16 protein-coding genes are annotated in these 17,836 nt (G+C 62.7%); 6 read left to right on the forward strand and 10 right to left on the reverse strand.

Annotated elements, in window-relative coordinates; genetic code table 11:
- Window positions 1-54: 54 nt before the first annotated feature.
- The 4 genes from AB4Z11_RS03770 to AB4Z11_RS03785 are packed head-to-tail and all read right to left on the reverse strand — an operon-like array spanning window position 55 to window position 3,269.
- Window positions 55-1,167 (reverse strand): Re/Si-specific NAD(P)(+) transhydrogenase subunit alpha, encoded by a 1,113-nt coding sequence (locus AB4Z11_RS03770; RefSeq protein ID WP_442022868.1) that lies wholly within the window; start codon window positions 1,165-1,167, stop codon window positions 55-57.
- A gap of 13 nt (window positions 1,168-1,180) precedes the next feature.
- On the reverse strand, window positions 1,181-2,092 hold the full coding sequence (locus AB4Z11_RS03775; RefSeq protein ID WP_442022869.1) for an NmrA family NAD(P)-binding protein: 912 nt from the start codon (window positions 2,090-2,092) through the stop codon (window positions 1,181-1,183).
- Window positions 2,093-2,103: 11 nt separating this feature from the next.
- Window positions 2,104-2,571: a hypothetical protein gene (locus AB4Z11_RS03780; protein WP_442022870.1), complete on the reverse strand. Its 468-nt coding sequence runs from the start codon at window positions 2,569-2,571 to the stop codon at window positions 2,104-2,106.
- Window positions 2,571-3,269, reverse strand: coding sequence for an iron-containing alcohol dehydrogenase (locus AB4Z11_RS03785; protein ID WP_442022871.1), 699 nt, complete (start codon window positions 3,267-3,269; stop codon window positions 2,571-2,573). Before AB4Z11_RS03785 ends, AB4Z11_RS03780 begins: the two co-directional genes overlap by 1 nt.
- 108 nt (window positions 3,270-3,377) lie before the next feature.
- On the opposite strand from AB4Z11_RS03785, the gene AB4Z11_RS03790 reads away from it, so the two are divergent.
- Genes AB4Z11_RS03790 through AB4Z11_RS03800 form a run of 3 tightly spaced genes read left to right on the forward strand, consistent with a single transcriptional unit; the run spans window position 3,378 to window position 7,272 of the window.
- Window positions 3,378-5,141: an acyl-CoA dehydrogenase family protein gene (locus AB4Z11_RS03790; RefSeq protein WP_442022872.1), complete on the forward strand. Its 1,764-nt coding sequence runs from the start codon at window positions 3,378-3,380 to the stop codon at window positions 5,139-5,141.
- Window positions 5,141-6,385, forward strand: a complete 1,245-nt coding sequence (locus tag AB4Z11_RS03795; RefSeq protein ID WP_442022873.1) for a CaiB/BaiF CoA transferase family protein — start codon at window positions 5,141-5,143, stop codon at window positions 6,383-6,385. The genes AB4Z11_RS03790 and AB4Z11_RS03795 overlap by 1 nt, the downstream gene beginning before the upstream one ends.
- A gap of 11 nt (window positions 6,386-6,396) precedes the next feature.
- Window positions 6,397-7,272: an SDR family oxidoreductase gene (locus tag AB4Z11_RS03800; protein ID WP_442022874.1), complete on the forward strand. Its 876-nt coding sequence runs from the start codon at window positions 6,397-6,399 to the stop codon at window positions 7,270-7,272.
- A 118-nt stretch (window positions 7,273-7,390) separates the two neighbouring features.
- On the opposite strand, the gene AB4Z11_RS03805 is transcribed toward AB4Z11_RS03800, so the two are convergent.
- On the reverse strand, window positions 7,391-8,125 hold the full coding sequence (locus AB4Z11_RS03805; protein ID WP_442022875.1) for a TetR/AcrR family transcriptional regulator: 735 nt from the start codon (window positions 8,123-8,125) through the stop codon (window positions 7,391-7,393).
- Window positions 8,126-8,298: 173 nt separating this feature from the next.
- Between AB4Z11_RS03805 and AB4Z11_RS03810 the strand changes: the two genes are divergently transcribed.
- Window positions 8,299-9,348: a porin gene (locus tag AB4Z11_RS03810; RefSeq protein WP_442022876.1), complete on the forward strand. Its 1,050-nt coding sequence runs from the start codon at window positions 8,299-8,301 to the stop codon at window positions 9,346-9,348.
- Window positions 9,349-9,351: 3 nt separating this feature from the next.
- Here the strand turns inward: AB4Z11_RS03810 and AB4Z11_RS03815 are convergent, their stop codons facing one another.
- Window positions 9,352-10,530 carry an acetyl-CoA C-acyltransferase gene (locus tag AB4Z11_RS03815; protein ID WP_442022877.1) on the reverse strand — a complete coding sequence of 393 codons (1,179 nt, stop codon included), beginning with the start codon at window positions 10,528-10,530 and terminating at the stop codon, window positions 9,352-9,354.
- 126 nt (window positions 10,531-10,656) lie between these two features.
- On the opposite strand from AB4Z11_RS03815, the gene AB4Z11_RS03820 reads away from it, so the two are divergent.
- Together AB4Z11_RS03820 and AB4Z11_RS03825 are read left to right on the forward strand one after the other, a co-directional pair.
- Window positions 10,657-12,153 carry a CoA transferase gene (locus AB4Z11_RS03820; protein WP_442022878.1) on the forward strand — a complete coding sequence of 499 codons (1,497 nt, stop codon included), beginning with the start codon at window positions 10,657-10,659 and terminating at the stop codon, window positions 12,151-12,153.
- Window positions 12,154-12,239: 86 nt separating this feature from the next.
- Window positions 12,240-13,469, forward strand: coding sequence for a branched-chain amino acid ABC transporter substrate-binding protein (locus AB4Z11_RS03825; protein ID WP_442022879.1), 1,230 nt, complete (start codon window positions 12,240-12,242; stop codon window positions 13,467-13,469).
- A 4-nt stretch (window positions 13,470-13,473) separates the two neighbouring features.
- Here the strand turns inward: AB4Z11_RS03825 and AB4Z11_RS03830 are convergent, their stop codons facing one another.
- From AB4Z11_RS03830 to AB4Z11_RS03845, 4 genes are read right to left on the reverse strand one after another with little or no spacing between them, the layout of a single operon-like run.
- Window positions 13,474-14,865 (reverse strand): MATE family efflux transporter, encoded by a 1,392-nt coding sequence (locus AB4Z11_RS03830; protein WP_442022880.1) that lies wholly within the window; start codon window positions 14,863-14,865, stop codon window positions 13,474-13,476.
- Between the two features lie 9 nt (window positions 14,866-14,874).
- A complete protein-coding gene (locus tag AB4Z11_RS03835) occupies window positions 14,875-16,146 on the reverse strand; it encodes a branched-chain amino acid ABC transporter permease (protein ID WP_442022881.1) in 1,272 nt (423 codons plus the stop codon).
- Complete coding sequence (locus tag AB4Z11_RS03840; protein ID WP_442022882.1) at window positions 16,143-17,081, reverse strand: branched-chain amino acid ABC transporter permease; 939 nt, start codon at window positions 17,079-17,081, stop codon at window positions 16,143-16,145. The genes AB4Z11_RS03835 and AB4Z11_RS03840 overlap by 4 nt, the downstream gene beginning before the upstream one ends.
- A 2-nt stretch (window positions 17,082-17,083) precedes the next feature.
- Window positions 17,084-17,815, reverse strand: a complete 732-nt coding sequence (locus AB4Z11_RS03845; protein ID WP_442022883.1) for an ABC transporter ATP-binding protein — start codon at window positions 17,813-17,815, stop codon at window positions 17,084-17,086.
- Window positions 17,816-17,836 lie beyond the last annotated feature (21 nt).

Consider the following 17,836-nt stretch of genomic DNA (forward strand, 5'->3'; position numbering starts at 1 on the left):
GCACGAAGATGATCAGATTGATGATGGTATGACTGACTTCCATTTCATGTCTCCTTATTTGCGCAGTACCGCACCGTCGGCGCACACCAGGGTGGCCTTCAGGATGTCGTCTTCGCGATCGATGGCCAGCTTGTCGTCCTTGTCGATGATCAGCTTGAGGAAGTCGAGCACATTGCGGGCGTACAGTGCCGACGCATCGGCCGCCACATGGCAGGCCAGGTCAGGCTCCCCGACAATGTGCACGCCGTGTTTGGTCACGGTTTTTCCCAGCTCGGATAGCGGGCAGTTACCGCCTTGCGCCACCGCCAGGTCCACGATCACGGAACCGGGCTTCATGGCCTTTACGGTTTCTTCGCCGATCAGCGTTGGCGCGGCGCGGCCCGGAATCAGAGCGGTGGTGATGACGATATCCGCCAGCTTTGCGCGTTCGTGCACGAGCTCCGCCTGCCGTTTCAACCACTCCGGCGGCATGGGACGCGCGTAGCCGCCGACGCCTTGCGCGATCTCTTTTTCCTCGTCGGTCAGGTAGGGCACGTCGATGAACTTGGCGCCCAACGATTCCACCTKTTCCTTCACCGGCGGCCGCACATCGGATGCTTCGATTACCGCGCCGAGGCGCTTAGCCGTCGCAATTGCCTGCAAGCCTGCCACGCCAACACCCATGATCAGCACGCGCGCGGCTTTGACCGTGCCTGCCGCCGTCATCAGCATCGGCATGAAGCGCTGGTAGGTGTTGGCGCCAACCATCACGGCTTTATAGCCCGCGATATTGGCTTGCGAGGACAGCACGTCCATCGACTGCGCACGGGTGATGCGCGGCACGGCTTCCAGCGCGAAGGCTTGCAATCCAGCGCTTGCCATGGCTGCGATATTCCCGGCGTCGAAAGGATTCAGCATGCCAATCAGCACGACGCCTGGTTTCATCAGCGTACGCTCATCCGCGTTGGGCGCGCGCACTTTGAGCACGATGTCGGCGCTAAACGCCTCGGCTGCGGAGCTTATCGTTGCGCCCGCAGCGGCATAAGCTTCATCGGTGACCGAGGCCTGGATGCCTGCGCCCGACTGCACGATCACCTGATGTTTCGCCGCGAGCTTCCTGACCGTTTCCGGCGTTGCGGCGACGCGAGTTTCCCCCGCCCGCGTCTCGGCGGGAATCCCGATTCTCATTTGCAGACTCCTGTCAGGCCGGCGTGAAGGCGGCCGCGTGCCGGGCGATGAATTCCTTTACGCTGGTGGCTTGTTGGCCAGTCAGCGTCATCACGTCCTCGCTCTGGCGATCGTAGCGGCCCGCGCGGTGCAGGTCGGCCATCACGGACAGGTGATTGACCAGGTGGATGGGCAGGCCCATTTCGATCAGCGCTTCGCGCCACGGCGCCAGCGGGATGTCCTGGTAGCTGATGTCGCGGCCCAGTGCCTCCCCGTACTCCCTTGCGTAGYCATGCATGTTCACGGAGCGCGGTCCGGTCAGGTGATAGGTCTTGCCGATATGGCCTTCCGGTGCAGACAGGATGGCCGCTACCGCGCGCGCCACATCGTCCGCCGCGATCGGCGAAGTCTTGCCGTCGCCGAAGGGCAGGCGGATCTGGTTGTCTTTCTTGACCGACGCCGCCGAGAAGCGCAGGAAGAAGCCTTCCAGGAAGACAGTCGGGCGTACCGTCACCACCGGCAGGCCCGACCACTCCAGGGCCTGTTCCGCCAGCCAGTGCAGCTTGTGCTGCGGGCTGTCGGTCGTCTCAGTGATGCTCATCTGCGACAGCGTCATCTGCGACATGTTCACGAACGTCTTGACGCCGCAATGTCTGGCCACGGCGGCCACGTTGACGGTGGCGGCCAGATAGGTGTCCGAAACGGACATGCCGAAGTAGATCGACTCGCAGCCCTTGATAATGCGGTGCATGTCTTCAAGGCTGAGCAGATTGCCGACGACGACTTCCGCACCCATATCGCGCAAGGCTTGCGACCGTTCATCTTCCTTGCGCACCATGGCGCGTACGCTGTGGCCGCGGTCGAGCAATAGCTGGGTCAGGGTACGGCCGATAGCGCCCACGCGGCCTGCCGCGCCGGTAACGAGGATAGGAGATTTGCTGGTCATGATGAGTCCTTTCAGGCCGCCAGTTTCAGGATGTCGATAACGTCGGCGGGCGAGCGTACCGGGCGGGGATTGGTATAGATGAAGAATTCTTCGCGCATGGTGGTTTCGCCGATCAGCTGGAACTGATCGGGACCGACACCAACTTCGGACAGGCTGGTAGGCAGGCCAAGCGAGATGCAGAACTCGCGGAAGGCTTCCGATGCACTCAACTCAGGCCTACCCAGTGCTGCCGCCAGCTCCTTCTGGGCTTCTTCAGCATTTGGGCGGTTGTAATCGAGGATGGCGGGCATCATCACTGGCGTGCACAGGAAATGCGGCACATGGCAGGTGCCACCCAGCACGTGGCCGATGGCGTGGCTGGCGCCCATCGGCACACGCGATTGCAGGCCGAAAGAGCACAGCCAGGACGCTGTCTGGCACTGGCGCGCGGCTTCCACATCATCGCGGTCGGCGCGTGCGCGCGGCAGCCATTTCGCCATCAGCGCCGGACCACGGAGTCGGTGAGCGGCGTGCCGCGCGGAGAGCATAGGGCTTCGATCGCGTGGTCCATGGCGCGCGTACCGGAACCCAGCAGCAGATCATCCGGTGCGTGGCGCAGCAGGGCAGGGTCCAGGATGATCGTGATCGGCATCATCATGCGGTGGAAGAAGGTCTGCTTCAGGTTACGGCGTGGATCGGTGACCAGGCAACCTGCATTGTATTCACCGCCGGACAGCGTGCTGGGAATGGCAATCATGCGCACGGTTGGGCCGCGGAAGTTTTTCAGACTCACACGTCCGGCGCTGTCGAACTTCACTTCGAAGCCATCCAGGCCGTCCGGATCGACGATGCCATGCTCCATGCACAAGGTTGCAATCTTTGCAGCGTCAACTACCGAGCCGCCGCCGACCGCAACCAGCAAGTCGGCTTTTGCTTCCAGCGCGGCGCGCGCGATCGCCACCGAGCTTTCGCGGGTGGTGTGCTGCGGCACTCCGTCATAAACGCCGGCGCAGCGCTCACCCAGTGCTTCGCGCAGCTTCACTATCTCATCAGTGCGTGTATTCAGGCTGCGGCTGACGATGAGGAAGACGCGCTGGCTGCCGAGGCGCTCGGCTTCAGCGGCCAGCGACTGCGCGGCGGGCCTGCCGAAATCCACGCGTTCCATGGCGGGGAAGAGGTGCGTGCCTTTTTCATGCATGGTGATATCTCCTGTCGATTTTATTTCCGAATTCGAGCTTGCGTGATGCAGTATGTGCGAGTAACATGACAGTGTCAAGTTTAAATTCTGAGCTAAAGGAACGCCTTCATGCCATCTTACACAGCACCTTTGCGCGACGTGCGCTTCCTGCTGGAGCAGGTACTAGATTACGAAGCCACGCTCGCCAGCCTCGATGGTTATGAAGATGCTGGCCCCGACGTCATCATGGCGGTGCTGGATAGCGCCGCGACCTTTGCGCGTGACGTCGTCCTGCCGATCAATCTGCCCGGCGATGATGTGGGCTGCACATATGAAGGCGGTGCCGTGCGCACGCCTCCCGGCTATCGAGAGGCATATCGTCAATATTGCGAAGCTGGATGGACGGCGCTGGCGGCCGATCCGAAGTACGGCGGCCAGGGCCTGCCTGCTTCGCTGGGGCTGATGGTGCGCGAGTTCGTGGCTTCGGGTTCCATGTCTTTCGGGATGTATGCAGGCCTGTCGATGGGCGCCTACCGCGCGATCTCGGCCCACGGCAGTGAGGAGCTGAAGGAGCGCTATCTGTCGCAGCTTGCGTCGGGCATCTGGACCGGCACCATGTGCATGACCGAGCCGCAGGCCGGCTCCGACCTGTCGCTGCTGCGCACTCGCGCAACGCCAGCCAGTGATGGCTCGTTCCGTATCACCGGCACCAAGATCTTCATTTCGGCCGGCGAGCATGATCTATCCGAAAACATTGTCCATCTGGTGCTGGCGCGCTTGCCTGATGCACCGGCCGGTACACGCGGCATCAGCCTGTTCGTGGTGCTCAAGCTGTTGCCTGGCACGGGCGAAGAAAATGGCGTGAGCTGCGGCTCCATCGAACACAAGATGGGTATCCGCGCTTCCGCCACTGCCGTGCTGAACTTCGACGAAGCGCAAGGCTGGCTGCTGGGTAAGGAGAACGGCGGCATGCAGGCCATGTTTACCATGATGAATTCCTCGCGCGTGGGTGTGGCGGTGCAAAGCCTGGGCGCGGCGGAACTCAGCTACCAGAATGCGCTGGCTTACGCGAAGGATCGCCGCCAGGGCCGCGCTACTAATGGCAATGGTGCAGGCCCGGACAGCATCATCCAGCACCCGGACGTACGCAAGGCGCTGTTGACCATGAAAGCGCTGGTTGAAGGCGCGCGTGCACTGTACATCGACGCTGCCATTGGCCTGGACGTGCGCGCCCGTCATCCCGATGCCGCCACGCGCGATCAGGCCGAAGAAGAACTGGCGCTGCTCACGCCAGTCCTGAAAGCCTTCATCAGCGAGTGCGCGCTGGAAGTGACGTCGCTGGGTATCCAGATTTTTGGCGGCCACGGCTATGTGCACGAGCACGGCATGGAGCATCTGTACCGGGATGCGCGCATTGTGCCGCTGTACGAAGGTACCAATGCCATTCAGGCGCTGGACCTGGTGCATCGCAAGATTGGCCAGAACGAGGGCAAGGCGCTGCAGCGCTACCTGAGCCGCATCGACAGCGAGCTGGCGGCAGCCGCCGGCCAGCCGCAACTGGCAGGGCTCCATTGCGCACTGTCTTCGGCCCAGTGCCTGCTGCGTACCGCCAGCGAAAACATGCGGACATGGAGCGCAGCGGGTGATGCGCCGCGCATGGCCGCCACCGCATCCGACTATCTGCGCCTGTTCGGCCTTGTCGCAACGGGCGGCATGTGGCTGCGCATGGCGCGTGTGGCGCTGGACGCCAGCGAAGATCCCGATTACCTCCAGGGCAAAGTCAAGACAGCTGCCTACTTCGGCGCCAACCTGCTGCCGGAGACGGCGCTGCTGGCGAAACGTATCGAACAGGGTGGCGCCACGCTGGCTGCACTCGCCGAGGAGGAGTTCTGATGAGCGCCGACAAGAAGCCTGGCAATGGCCCGCTGTCCGGCGTACGCATCCTCGATCTCTCGTCCATTGTGCTTGGTCCGCTGGCGACACTGACGCTGGCCGGCCTTGGTGCGGACGTCATCAAGATCGAATCGCCGGAGGGCGACAATGTGCGCGAAGCGGGCGTAATGCGCAAGGAAGGCGAGGGCATGGGCCATGTGTTCATGCACAACAACCGCGGAAAGCGCAGCGTGGTGCTGGACCTGAAACAACAAGCGGCGCGCGAGGTGCTGCTGCGCCTTGCGCAGGATGCGGACGTGCTGCTGTCGAATATTCGTCCTGCTGCCATGAAGCGTCTTGGGCTGGATTACGCCGCCATGCAGACGGTGAATCCGCGCCTGATCTATGTGAACGCCTGCGGCTTCAGCGCCAAAGGCCCTTATGCGGACCGTCCTGCTTACGACGATCTGATTCAGGGCGCAACCGCGCTGCCTTGGCTGATGCAGCAATACGGCAGCACGCGTCCGGCCTATGCGCCGGTTTCGCTGGCCGACCGCGTCACCGGTCTTCATGTTGCGTATGCGATCACGGCCGCGTTGTACGCGCGTGAGCGCAGCGGCGTGGGGCAGGAAGTGGAGGTGGCGATGTTCGAAAGTGTCGCACACTTCGTGCTGGCAGACCATATGGCGGGCCGCAGTTTCGTGCCGGACGAAAGCGAGTCGGGCTATGACCGGCTGCTGTCGCACGACCGCGCGCCGTATCGCACCAAGGACGGCTATCTCTGTGTGCTGATCTACAACGACAAGCACTGGCGCAATTTCTTCAACGCGATTGGCCGTCCCGAGATGTTCAGTGATCCGCGCTTCATCACGCAGCGTGCCCGCTCGCGCAATATCCGTGCTGTGTATGCCTGGGTGGCGTCTGTCATGCCCGAACGTACTACCGCCGAATGGCAATGGCTGCTGGACGAAGCGGACATTCCGCACCAGACCATCAATTCCATCGACGACCTGCTGGACGATCCTCACCTGCGCGCGACTGGCTTCATCGGCGAAGACGAACAGCCAGGCCAGGGCCGCGTGCGCACGGTGGGCAATCCGACCAGCTGGTCCGGTACGCCTTTGGGTGCGCTGCGTCCCGCACCGGGACTGGGACAGCACAGCGCCGAAGTCCTGCACGAAGCGGGCTACACCGATTCCGATATCTCCCACCTGGCCGGCAGCGGTGCCGTTGTTCTTGGCCGTACTTACACCTCTTCCAATTAAAAGGAACCACCATGTTTACGAAAGATCTGATGAAGGGCAAGCGCATTCTGGTTACCGGCGGCGGCTCAGGCCTGGGCAAGGAAATCGCAGCCAAGTATCTCGAACTGGGCGCAGACATCTATATCTGCGGCCGCCGTGAGAGTGTGCTAGAGGAGACTGCCCGCGAGCTGATGGACCGCTTCGGCGGCAAAGTCAAAGGCATCGCCGTCGATATCCGCAATGCCGAGGCGGTGGATGCGATGGTGGAGGAAATCTGGAAGGAAGGTCCGCTGACTGGTCTGGTCAACAACGCGGCAGGTAATTTCGTCAGCCGCACCGAAGACCTGTCCAGCCGCGGCTTCGATGCGATTGCCAACATCGTCCTGCACGGCACTTTCTACGTGACGCACGCGATTGGCCGCCGCTGGATCGAGCAGAACCTGCGCGGTAGCGTGGTATCCATCCTGGTCACCTGGGTCAATAACGGCGGGCCTTTTGTGGTGCCTTCCGCGATGTCCAAGGCAGGTGTGAACGTGATGACCAAGTCGCTGGCGGTGGAGTGGGGGCGCTACGGGATTCGCCTGAATGCGATTGCGCCGGGAGCGTTCCCGACCGACGGCATGAGCAAGCGCCTGTATCCGGGCCGCGAAGACTCCGGCCGGGATGAGGGTAGCCCGATGGGCCGCGTGGGCGAGATGTCGGAGCTGCAGAACCTGGCCACCTTCCTGATGGCGGATGGCGTGGAGTGGCTGACTGGCCAGACGCTGACCATCGACGGCGCCAATTCGCTGGCCACCGGCGGTAACTTCTACCACTTCAAGGATTGGTCGGATCAGGATTGGGCCAATGCGAAGACGTCGATCAAGGCCCTGAACGATAAAGACCGCGCAGCGCGCACGGCCGCGTGACGGCATAGACGGCGGATCAATGATCCGCCCTACGCGAAATTGCGGTGCGGCGGGACACTGGCGCCGCCGGATTCACCCGGCATCGTAGGGCGGGTCATTGACCCGCCGTAGCGGGCGCTTAGCCGGCTTTCGCGGTCTTGCGCGCGCGAGGCGCCGGCTTCTCTGCTGGCGCAGCTTCGCCGGATTCACGCACCTGCGCCGCCTTCAAACCATCCAGCAGCACGGTGGTAACACTGTCACACACCTGATCAATCTTCGCATCCGGCACCTGGAACAAGCCGCTGTCGCGGTCCGCCAGCAGTGTGGCAAGTCCGTGCATGCCCGACCAAACCGCCAGCGCCGAATAGCGCGGCGGGCGATCGCTATTGCTGTCGGCCGCCATGAATTCGGCGATGGAATTGCTGAGGAACTGGAAGGAACCTGCGCTGGCCTCCATCAGTTCCGCATGTTTGCGCTTGTCCGGGATGCGCGTGCCGAACATCAGGTGGAACAGCTCCGGATGGCGCAGCGCGAAGGACACGTACACGCGCATCACCACGCGCAGGCGCTGCTCCTTGGTCATGCCATCCTTGAGTGCGGCCAGGCGTTCGCCCATCAGCACGCGGAAACCTTCGGACGCAATGGCGGCCAGCAGGCCTTCCTTGTCGCCGAAGTGGTGAGTCGGCGCAGTCTGCGACACGCCAACCATGCGCGCCACCTCGCGCAGCGACAGCTCGGCTGCGCCGCGCAATTCAATCAGTTCCACGCCGCGTTTGACCATCTCCTCGCGCAGGTTCCCGTGGTGCCATGCGCCTTTCTTGCCCGTTTTGCCGCTGGCGGCTGGTGCGGCGTTCTCGTCTTTATCTGTCTGCATAATCTTTGCGTTGAAAGGATTCCGTACTGTCCAAGCCCGCACAATAGCATAAGCTGTTGCATCAAGCCTCACTTAAGTCTCCGAATAACACTGTTAACTTGACAGTGTCATATTAGCAGCCAATACTGGATTGGTCGAGATCGACATTCCATAAAAATCACGGAGACTAAAGTATGAGCAAGAAGATTTTTGCGTCCGCGGCGCTGGGGGCTTGTGCCAGCCTGGCCTCGGCCCAAAGCAACGTCACCATCTACGGCACCATCGATGGCGGCGTGCGCTATCAGACCAACACGGATGCAAACGGAGGCAGCATGGTGACCCAGACTTCCGGCCACTACCTCGCCAATCGGCTTGGATTCAAAGGCGAAGAAGACCTGGGCGGGGGACTGAAGGCGACGTTCACCCTGGAGAGCGGCTACTTTGTGGATACTGGCGCGCAGGACGTTGCGGGTTCGCTGTTCAACCGTACCGCCGCTGTGGGCCTGAGCAGCAATACCTATGGTTCGATTCTATTCGGTCGCCAGTACACCATCGCCTACCGCATCATCGGCACCTACGATCCTTTCAGCTTCCGCTTCCCAACCCTGGCGCCCTTGATCAGCGGTGCGGGCACCAGCCTGCCCGCAGCGGCGGTGACTGCGGGCCTGGGCGCTTCAGCCACTTCGGGTACGCGCTTCAATAACGACATTCAGTACACCGGCACGTTCGGCGGCCTGACTGCGCGCGCGGAGTATGCAGCGGGCGAGCAGTCCGGCAATAACCGCTCCGGCTCTGCGCGTGCGATCGGCGGCACCTATACCTGGAATGGCTTTGCTGGCGGTGGCGCCATCACGCAGAAATACAATGCGCTGGGGTTCCGCAATGTGTCGCGCACCTTTGGCGCAGCGTGGAGTGGGGAGCAGTTGCGGCTCACCGCCGGCTATGTGCGCGAAACGCAGGATGCGCCAGCGCGCGGGTTTGGCAATCGTATCTACTGGGCTGGCGTCGGCTACAAATTCACGCCGCAGATTTCGGTTACCGGCGCCTACTACCGTACCGATTCGCTGAGCGCGGGACTGGATGGCCGCCGTGAACTGGCGATCATCGGCGCCAGCTATGCCTTCAGCAAACGCACCCTGATCTACGGCGGCCTGGATAAGAACCGCTATCAGGGGGCGCTGATTCCGACTACCCGGCAGACGGGCCAATTCGGCGCCGCTACCGGGATTCAGACGAGCTTCTGACGATCAGAAGATCTCGAACAGGCCGGCGGCTCCCATGCCGCCGGCAATGCACATGGTCACCACGGCGTATTTGGCGCCACGTCGACGGCCTTCAATCAGCACATGGCCTGCCAGGCGCGCGCCCGTCATGCCGAATGGATGGCCGATCGAGATCGCGCCGCCATTCACGTTCAGGCGATCCGTTGGCAGACCGAGGCGATCGATGACGTACAGCGACTGCGAGGCAAAGGCTTCGTTCAGTTCCCACAGATCGATGTCTTCGATCTTCAGGCCGAAGCGGTTCAGCAGCTTGGGTACGGCGAAGACGGGAGCGATGCCCATTTCATCCGGCTCATTGCCCGCTACCGCTAGTCCGCGAAAAGCACCGAATGGACGCAGATTGGCGCGTTCGGCTTCGCGCGCGTCCATCAGCACGCAGGCCGAGGCGCCGTCCGACAGTTGGGAGGAATTGCCTGCCGTGACAAATTGATCCGGGCCGCGCACGGGCTCCAGTTTTGCCAGCGCAGCGTAGGTGGTGCCGGGACGATTGCAGTTGTCGGCGTCCACCGTTACCTCGCGGTGCGTGACTTCGCCTGTTTCCTTATTCTTGACCGCCATGGTGGTGGTGCAGGCGATGATCTCGTCGCGGTAACGGCCCGCAAGCTGGGCTTCCTCGGTGCGGCGTTGGCTCTCGGCCGAGAACACGTCCTGCGCTTCCCGGCTGATGCCGTAGCGTGCTGCGACGATGTCGCCGGTGTCGATCATGGGAAGATAGATGTCCGGCTTGTGTTCCACCAGCCACGGATCGGTGCCTGCGCCTTTCTCGCGTGTGACGATGTGGGAAATGCTTTCCACGCCGCCTGCAATCATTGCCGGAACGCCGTCAGCCACAATGCGGCCTGCCGCCATGGCAATTGCCTGCAGGCCGGACGCACAGAAGCGGTTCACCGTGGTGCCGGCGATGCTCAGCGGCAGACCAGCACGCACCACCGCCTGGCGCGCAACATTGCGTCCGGTCGTACCTTCCGGGTAACCGCAGCCAATGATGGCGTCTTCGATCTGTTCAGGATCGATACCGGCTCGCTCAACGGCAGCGCGCACGGCGAAAGAGGCCAGGGTAGGGCCGGGGGTGATATTGAATTCGCCCCGGTGTGCCTTGGTCAGCGGCGTACGGGCGGTAGAAACGATGACTGCTTCGCGCATGATGGATTCCTCTTCCTGTGGACTGATCTGAATTTATATCTTAACGCTGTAAAGTTTAACTTGCAAAGGGAAATTTCGGCGCGTAATCTTGACGATGTAAATCAATTCCAATACAGGAGACAAAACATGCAGCACAAACCAAGCCTGACCGCTCAGCTGAGCGCCATTCTTGCGCGGCGCGAAACAGGCGGTACGCCGTTCAATATCAACGCCCACTTGAACGCTGTGCTGGAAGGGATCGGCATTCGCCCCGAAAGCACGGGCGGTGCGATCACCTTCAGCGGCGCCGATCCCATCGTGCCCAGCGTGTTTCGCCTGGGCTCAGCGGCAGGTACGGCGCTGATGGCGAAATCGGCGGCCATGGCTTCGCTGTGGGCCATGCGCACGGGGGAGGGGCAGAATATTTCGCTCGACATCCGCAAGGCGCCGCGCCGCCTGTGTCCTTTCTTCGAGCGGCGCTGGGAGAAGTTGAACGGTTACCCGATCCGCAACAATGCCGATCCTGACAATCCCTTCATGCGCGCTTTCTTCGAAGCCCGCGACGGCCGCTGGGTGATGCCCTTCAACCTCTATCCGCGCATGCGTTCGGAAACCATCCGCATGCTGGGCTGCTCGGACGATTACAACGCCATCGCCGCCGCTATTGCGAAGCGGGATGCGCACGAACTCGAACTCGAAGGCGCAGAGCGCAAGGTAGTGATGCCGGTGGTACGCACGCTGGAAGAATTCATGGCAGAAGAACAGTACCGTGACCATCTGTCGGCGCTGCCGCTGATTCAGATCGAAAAAATTGGCGAGTCGGAACCGGAGCCGTTTTCGGCCAATCCGTCATCGCCGCTGGAAGGCATCCGCGCACTGGGTCTGGCGCGTGTGATTGCTGGCGCCTCGATTGGACGCGCCATGGCCTTGCACGGCGCGGACGTGCTGAATATCTGGCGTCCCACCGATCATGAGATCGACACCATGTACGCCACCGCCAACGTAGGCGTGCGCTCGTCGCTGCTGGATATCGCCGAGCCGGAGGGCAGGGCGCGCATGGCTTACCTGCTGAAGGATGCGGACGTGTTCTATTCCAACCGCCGCCACGGCTTCCTGGAGCGGCATGGCCTGACGGCGCGGGAAGCGGCGGAAATCCGTCCCGGCATCGTGCACGTCTCCATCAGCCTGCACGGTGAAACGGGACCGTGGGCCAATCGCGCAGGCTTCGACCAGACGGCTGGCGCAGTCACCGGCGTGATGTCGCTGGAGGGCCGCACCGATGCGCCCCAGCTGCCGCCGGTCATGGTCGTCAATGACAATATTGTCGGATGGCTGTGCACCGCGGGCGCGGTAGCGGCCCTGATGCGCCGCGCAAAAGAAGGCGGCAGCTACCGCGTCCACGTCTCTCTGACACGGGTGTCGCTGTGGCTTTACTCGATGGGCATCTTCGACAAGGAATACGCCCACGGCATCGCGGGTAAGGGGGGAGATCACATGCAGCTGGAGCCGGAGCTGTTCAGCGCCGACACGCCGGCAGGCCACTACCAGGGCGTGACGGACCAGGTGGTGATGTCGCGCACGCCGGGCGCCTATCGTACCGTGTTTGTACCGCGCGGCTCCTGCAAACCGGAGTGGCTGGCGTAATCCATTTTTTCTCTTGCATTGCTTAAAGAATGGGTCTAATCTTTTCAATGTCAAGTTTTGATCTAAACTTATAACGGAGACACCTGATGCAAAAACTTTATGGACTTGCCGCCGCCGTCGCCCTGGCGTGCGCGCTGCCTGCCTACGCCCAGCAGCCTACCTTCAAGGTGATGCTGATCGATCCGCTGTCCGGCCCTCAATCGGCCACACTGGAGCGCACACTGCCCAATTTCAAATGGGCAGTGAAGCGCGACAATGATGCGGGCGGCATGGCAGGCGCCAAGGCGGAGCTGGTGACTTGCGACAGCAAGTTTAACCCCAAGGACGGCAAGAATTGCCTGGATCGCGCTATTGGCGAGGATATCCACTTCATCATCCAGGGCATTGGCTCCAACATCACTCTGACCCTGCTGGACGCGATCGAGAAGTACAACGCGCGCAATCCCGGCAAGGAGATCATCCTGATGAACTGGGCGGGCCTGGATGAGGAAATGACCAACAAATACTGCTCCTACTGGCAATTCCGCACCGATGGCCATATCGGCATGAAGGCGAAGGGCATGATCACCTATCTGGCCGAGGACCCCAGCATCAAGAAGGTCTACCTGATGAATATGGATTACCAGATGGGCCAGAATGCGGAAACCGCCATGCGCCGCTTCCTGAAGCAGCTGCGTCCGGACATCCAGATCGTCGGCTCCCAGCTGCACCCGCCGAGCCGCGTGCAGGACTTCACGCCTTACGTCGCCAAGATCAAGGCCGCCAATCCGGACGTCGTCATTACCGCCAATATTGGCACCGACCTGAATCGCCTGATCCGCGCGGGCAATGATATCGGCCTGAACGCGAAATGGATGACCACCTTCGCTTCGCAGCACGGCCAGGTGACGGCCATCGGCGAGAAGGGAGTCAACAAGGTGTACCAGTCTTCAGATGCGGTCATGAGCATGGACGATCCGGCCATGGACAAGCTGCAGGACGATTCGCATGCCGACGGCTTCGGCGACATGGAGAGCTACCGCGCCTACCGCAGCTGGGCCTTCCTGGCGGGCGCCATCCGCAAGGCCAATTCGCTGCAGCCGCTGAAAGTGGCAAAGGCGATGGAAGGGCTGACGGTTGGCGTGGGCGGTTACCAGGCGACCATTCGTCCTACCGACCACCAGGCGCAGCTGCCCATCGTGATCTCTGCGTTGACGGCCGATGCCAAGTACAAGCAGGAAGGCACGCCCTGGGGTTTTAAACTGATCAAGAGCTATAAGGCCGACACCATGAGCGAGCCGACTTCCTGCAAGATGAAGCGCCCGGCAGGCGCCTGACGCTTCACTTCTTCCTGCCGCCGTTCAGTGTTGCCAGAACATTGACGGCGGCCAGCACGAACATCCCCAAGCCCACCGAAGCAAACAGCCAGTGCACGCTGGCGCCGAGGCGCTGTGCAATCCAGCAGCCACCGAGTGCCGCTACCATGCGCAGCGCGGCGCCAAACGCTGGTACGGCGACCTGGCCGCGGCCCTGGGCCGCGAAGTAGAAGGCCTGTCCGAGGCCGAAGAAGCCGTAGCAGGGGCCTGCGATGTGCAAGTAAGCGACGCCCGTGCTGATCATGTGCGGATCTGCGCCGAAGGTCCCGATCCAGGCTTCCGGCCACAGCGCGGCGACCAGGCCAATCACTTCACAGATGACGAAGGCCACCGCTGCGCCCGTCCAGGTGACGCGCGCCGCACGAGCGAGGTCGCCAGCACCCAGACTGGTCGCAATCAGCACGCTGATGGGGATGCCTAGGCCGAAGGTCAGCGGGATCACCATGTATTCGAGCCGGTTGCCCGCACCRTAGCCGGCGACGGCCGATACGCCATGTAAAGCCACGAAGCCAGTCACGCCTGCAATGGTCAGGTTGGCGCTGGTGCCGACAATGGAAGACCACGCGCCCACACGCAGCAGGTCGCGCAGCGGCATCCAGTGCAGGCGGGGCGGTCTTGCCGCGGGCCGAACGAGGCACTTGCCGCGCCACAGGTGCCAGATGAAGATGATGCATCCGGCCAGATAGTACAGCACGATCGCCGCGGCGCCGCCCGCCACGCCCAAACGCGGCAATGGTCCGAAACCGAAGATCAGGGCAGGCGACAGGGGTAGCAGGGCGACCGCGCCGCCGACAACGACCAGTGTGGGCAAGGTCATCGCGCCGGTGCCGCGTATGACGGCAGCAAGCAGATTGAAGATCCAGATCAGCATTGCGCCGCCAAATACGATGTGCGAGTAGCTGAGTGCCGCGCGCAGCACCTCGCCTTCGCCTCCCATCAGACGGTACAACGCGGCGCCACCAGTGAGCAGGAGCACGGTGGTGAAGGTGCCGAAGGCCAGCGCCGCCGCCAGTGCGTACCAGGCCAGATCCGCTGCGCGCTCGCGCCGGCCCTGTCCGAGCGCACGCGCGACCGCGCTGATGATGGCGCCGCCCATCGCACCGCTGGACATGGTCTGCACCAGGATCAGCACAGGGAACACCATCGACAGCCCGGCCAGAGCATCGATGCCGAGACGGGAAACGAAATAGGTTTCGATCAGTCCCACCGAGGACTGCGCCAGCATCACCAGCATATTGGGTGCGGCCAGGCGCAGCAGAGTAGGCAGGACGGGCGCCGTCAGCAGGCGCTGTGTGCGGGCGTCGAGCGGCGCCCGGGGACCGGGTGTGGACCCGGCCGCATGGGTATTGTCAGGCATAAGGAGGCACTAGCGGAACAGGCGTCGCATCAGGCGCAGTCCAGCAGCGCCGGCAAGCAGTGAAATCAGCGCCACCGCCCAGTGCACGGGCTGGTGTGGCGATACGTCGAAAGCCAGCGCGCCAGTAAGCAGTTTGACCGGCTCGGTCTGATCTGCGGACCATGCCTGCGTCATTTCAACCATCATGACGAAGCCCGCCACCGTCAGCAGAGTAAGCAGGATGGCCACAATGCAGCTGAATACCACATGGCCAAGGCCCTTGCTGGCATGCAGGCGCACCAGCGTCGTACGTCCACTGGACAATGCGCCGACCAGCCCATGCTGCGAGAAGACGATAACGATCAGCAGGAAGGCACCCTGGTACAGCGGCCATGCTTCGGTCAGCGACGACAGGTGGGCCGACGTCACCGTGATCAGCAGCGCACCGAGTACCGGACCGGCGAAGGTAGTAATGCCGCCGATATAGGTGTGCAGCATGACGGATGCGGTCTGCGTCAGGCCGAAGGTGTCGGTGGTGACCACCTGCAAAGCCAGTGCATACAGCGAACCCGCAATGCCGGCAAAGCCGCCGGACAACGTCAGCGCGATACCGCGCACGGTCACAGGACTGAAGCCGACGAAGGAGATGCGGTGCGAGTTGTCGCGGGTGGCATTCATCAGGCGTCCCAGCGGCGTGCGGGTGATGGCAAACATGGCCAGCGCCGCAATCCAGGTCCAGCCCGCGACCAGGAAATACATGGCGCGTGGATCGCCAAAGTCCACGCCCCAGCCATTGCCGGTGGCGGGATCGAGTCGAATGCCCGAATCGCCGCCCGACCACGACACCATGATGATGGAGGCCGAGAAGACCAGCTGCCCGATCGCCAGCGAAATCATGGCGTAAGTCGTGCGGTCATGACGCACCGTGAAGGTGGCCAGCACGGCGCCCACCAGCAGGGCTGCACCGCCGCCCGCCAGCGGTAGCAACACGACAGGCGCAGCTGCCCCGTAGTTGTTCAGCAGATGGCCCGTGACGTAGGCGCCGACACCGAAATAGAGCGCGTGGCCGAAGGACAGCAGGCCCGTACCACCCAGCAGCATATTGTAGGCCAGCGCGAAGGTGATCGCGATGCAGGATTGGGTCAGGATCGAGAGGCCCAGCATGCCGGAGAATGCGAAAGGCAGCGCGGCCATAATCAGGAATACGGCCGCCCAAGGCGCGGCGCGTTGCGCCAGCGGACGTTGCTTGGGCAGGTAGGCCGCATAACGCGCGGCCGGCGTTGGTGTCATCATGTCCATCATTCTTTCTGCCCCATCAAGCCGCGCGGACGGAACAGGAGAACCGCGAGGACCATTGCGAAAGGAATCAGCGGCGCGAAACGGCTGACAGGTTCTGCCAGCGCGTCAACGCCGGCGGCCCAGTGCTGCATCGGGCCAAGCAGTTCGGCCCAGCTCAGGCCCGTGGAAATCGCCAGCGTCTGCAGCACACCAAGCAGGATCGACGCAATGAAGGCGCCAGCCAGCGACCCCAGGCCGCCGACCACGATAATGATGAACAGCTGCGTACCCAGCTGGTTGGCCATGCCCGGCTCGGTGCCGAGGATATTGCCGGCCAGCGCACCGGCCAGTCCCGCCAGCGCGGCGCCCAGCACGAACACGCCGGCGCGCAGGGCAGGCAGGTTATGGCCAAGCGAGTTGACCACGTCCGGATGGGACAGGGAAGCGCGCACCGTCACACCGATACGCGTCGTCTTCAACATCACGAACAGGCCGGCCAGCACCACCAGCGACATGCTGAGTGCAAAGAAGCGGTAGGCGGAATACTCGATGCCGTTAATGGTGAGCAGGGCGAAGTCCAGCGAAGCTGGAACCTGGTATGCGACGGGCTGTTTACCCCACACCAGCGTGACCACTTCCACCAGAACGAAGTCCAGCGCAAAGGTGAACAGCAGGGGGCCAAGCAGGCCATAGCGCATCACGTGGCGCAAACCGTAGCGCTCGACCAGTGCGCCCAGCAATGCGCAGCATAGGGGCGCTGCCACCAGGCCAGCCCAGAAGCCAAGACCGAACAGCTGGGCAAAGGTGTAGCTGAAGTAAGCGCCCAGCATATAGAAGGCGGTGTGGGCGAAGTTCAAAACGCGCAGCATGCTGAAGACGAGCGTCAGGCCGGCAGCCATCAGGAACATCAGCATGCCGTAGGTGACGCCATTGAACAGGCCAAGTGCCAGTGTTTCCATGTTCAGACCTCCAGCCAGTTGGCGCGCACGCGCGGATCGGATTCGAATTGCCCCACCGTGCCGTCGAATACGATGCGGCCATGGCCCATCACGTTCACACGGTCGCACAGCTGCAGCGCAATGGTCAGCTTTTGCTCGACCAGCAGGATGGCCACGCCTCGCCGGGCCACTTCTCGCAGCAGGGTTGCCACCTGGTCGACCATGGACAGGCTGAGCCCTTCGGTCGGCTCATCGACCAGGATCAGGCGCGGTTGCCCCATCAGCGCGCGGCAGATGGTCAGCATCTGCTGCTCACCGCCGGACAGTACGCCGCCGTGGGTATTGGCGCGGCGCTTCAGGTTGGGGAACATTTCAAGGAATTCATCTTCGCTCCAGGCCGGGCCTGCGCAGTCTTCGTAGCCGTGGAAATTGCGTCCGCGCTTGCCGACGGCAAGGTTTTCGCGCACCGTCAGGTCGGGGAAGATGCCCCGGTCTTCCGGCACGTAAGCGATGCCGCAGCGCGTGATGGTGTGCGTGGGGGCCTTGCCGATTTCGCTGCCCGCCATGGTCACGCTGCCGCTGCCGCGCACCAGGCGCATGATGGCCTTCAGAAGAGTGGAGCGTCCGGCGCCATTGCGGCCCAGCAGGCCGACGGTTTCGCCGGTCCCCACATTCAGATCGACGCCGTGCAGCACCTGGCCCTGGCCATAACCCGCCGTGACGTCGTGGGTGCGTAGCAATTCTGCGTGAGTCATACTGCCTCCATGGCAGCGGAC

The organism is Pseudoduganella sp. RAF53_2 (genome assembly GCF_052113985.1).
Classification (GTDB): domain Bacteria; phylum Pseudomonadota; class Gammaproteobacteria; order Burkholderiales; family Burkholderiaceae_D; genus Rugamonas.

Excerpts from the sequence above, each read along its gene's own strand:
- AB4Z11_RS03790 (WP_442022872.1), top strand. The coding sequence starts at position 3,378 with ATGCCATCTTACACAGCACCTTTGCGCGACGTGCGCTTCCTGCTGGAG.
- AB4Z11_RS03825 (WP_442022879.1), top strand. The coding sequence starts at position 12,240 with ATGCAAAAACTTTATGGACTTGCCGCCGCCGTCGCCCTGGCGTGCGCG.
- AB4Z11_RS03810 (WP_442022876.1), top strand. The coding sequence starts at position 8,299 with ATGAGCAAGAAGATTTTTGCGTCCGCGGCGCTGGGGGCTTGTGCCAGC.
- AB4Z11_RS03800 (WP_442022874.1), top strand. The coding sequence starts at position 6,397 with ATGTTTACGAAAGATCTGATGAAGGGCAAGCGCATTCTGGTTACCGGC.
- AB4Z11_RS03785 (WP_442022871.1), bottom strand. The coding sequence starts at position 3,269 with ATGCATGAAAAAGGCACGCACCTCTTCCCCGCCATGGAACGCGTGGAT.
- AB4Z11_RS03805 (WP_442022875.1), bottom strand. The coding sequence starts at position 8,125 with ATGCAGACAGATAAAGACGAGAACGCCGCACCAGCCGCCAGCGGCAAA.
- AB4Z11_RS03840 (WP_442022882.1), bottom strand. The coding sequence starts at position 17,081 with ATGGAAACACTGGCACTTGGCCTGTTCAATGGCGTCACCTACGGCATG.
- AB4Z11_RS03795 (WP_442022873.1), top strand. The coding sequence starts at position 5,141 with ATGAGCGCCGACAAGAAGCCTGGCAATGGCCCGCTGTCCGGCGTACGC.
- AB4Z11_RS03820 (WP_442022878.1), top strand. The coding sequence starts at position 10,657 with ATGCAGCACAAACCAAGCCTGACCGCTCAGCTGAGCGCCATTCTTGCG.
- AB4Z11_RS03835 (WP_442022881.1), bottom strand. The coding sequence starts at position 16,146 with ATGATGGACATGATGACACCAACGCCGGCCGCGCGTTATGCGGCCTAC.
- AB4Z11_RS03845 (WP_442022883.1), bottom strand. The coding sequence starts at position 17,815 with ATGACTCACGCAGAATTGCTACGCACCCACGACGTCACGGCGGGTTAT.
- AB4Z11_RS03780 (WP_442022870.1), bottom strand. The coding sequence starts at position 2,571 with ATGGCGAAATGGCTGCCGCGCGCACGCGCCGACCGCGATGATGTGGAA.
- AB4Z11_RS03815 (WP_442022877.1), bottom strand. The coding sequence starts at position 10,530 with ATGCGCGAAGCAGTCATCGTTTCTACCGCCCGTACGCCGCTGACCAAG.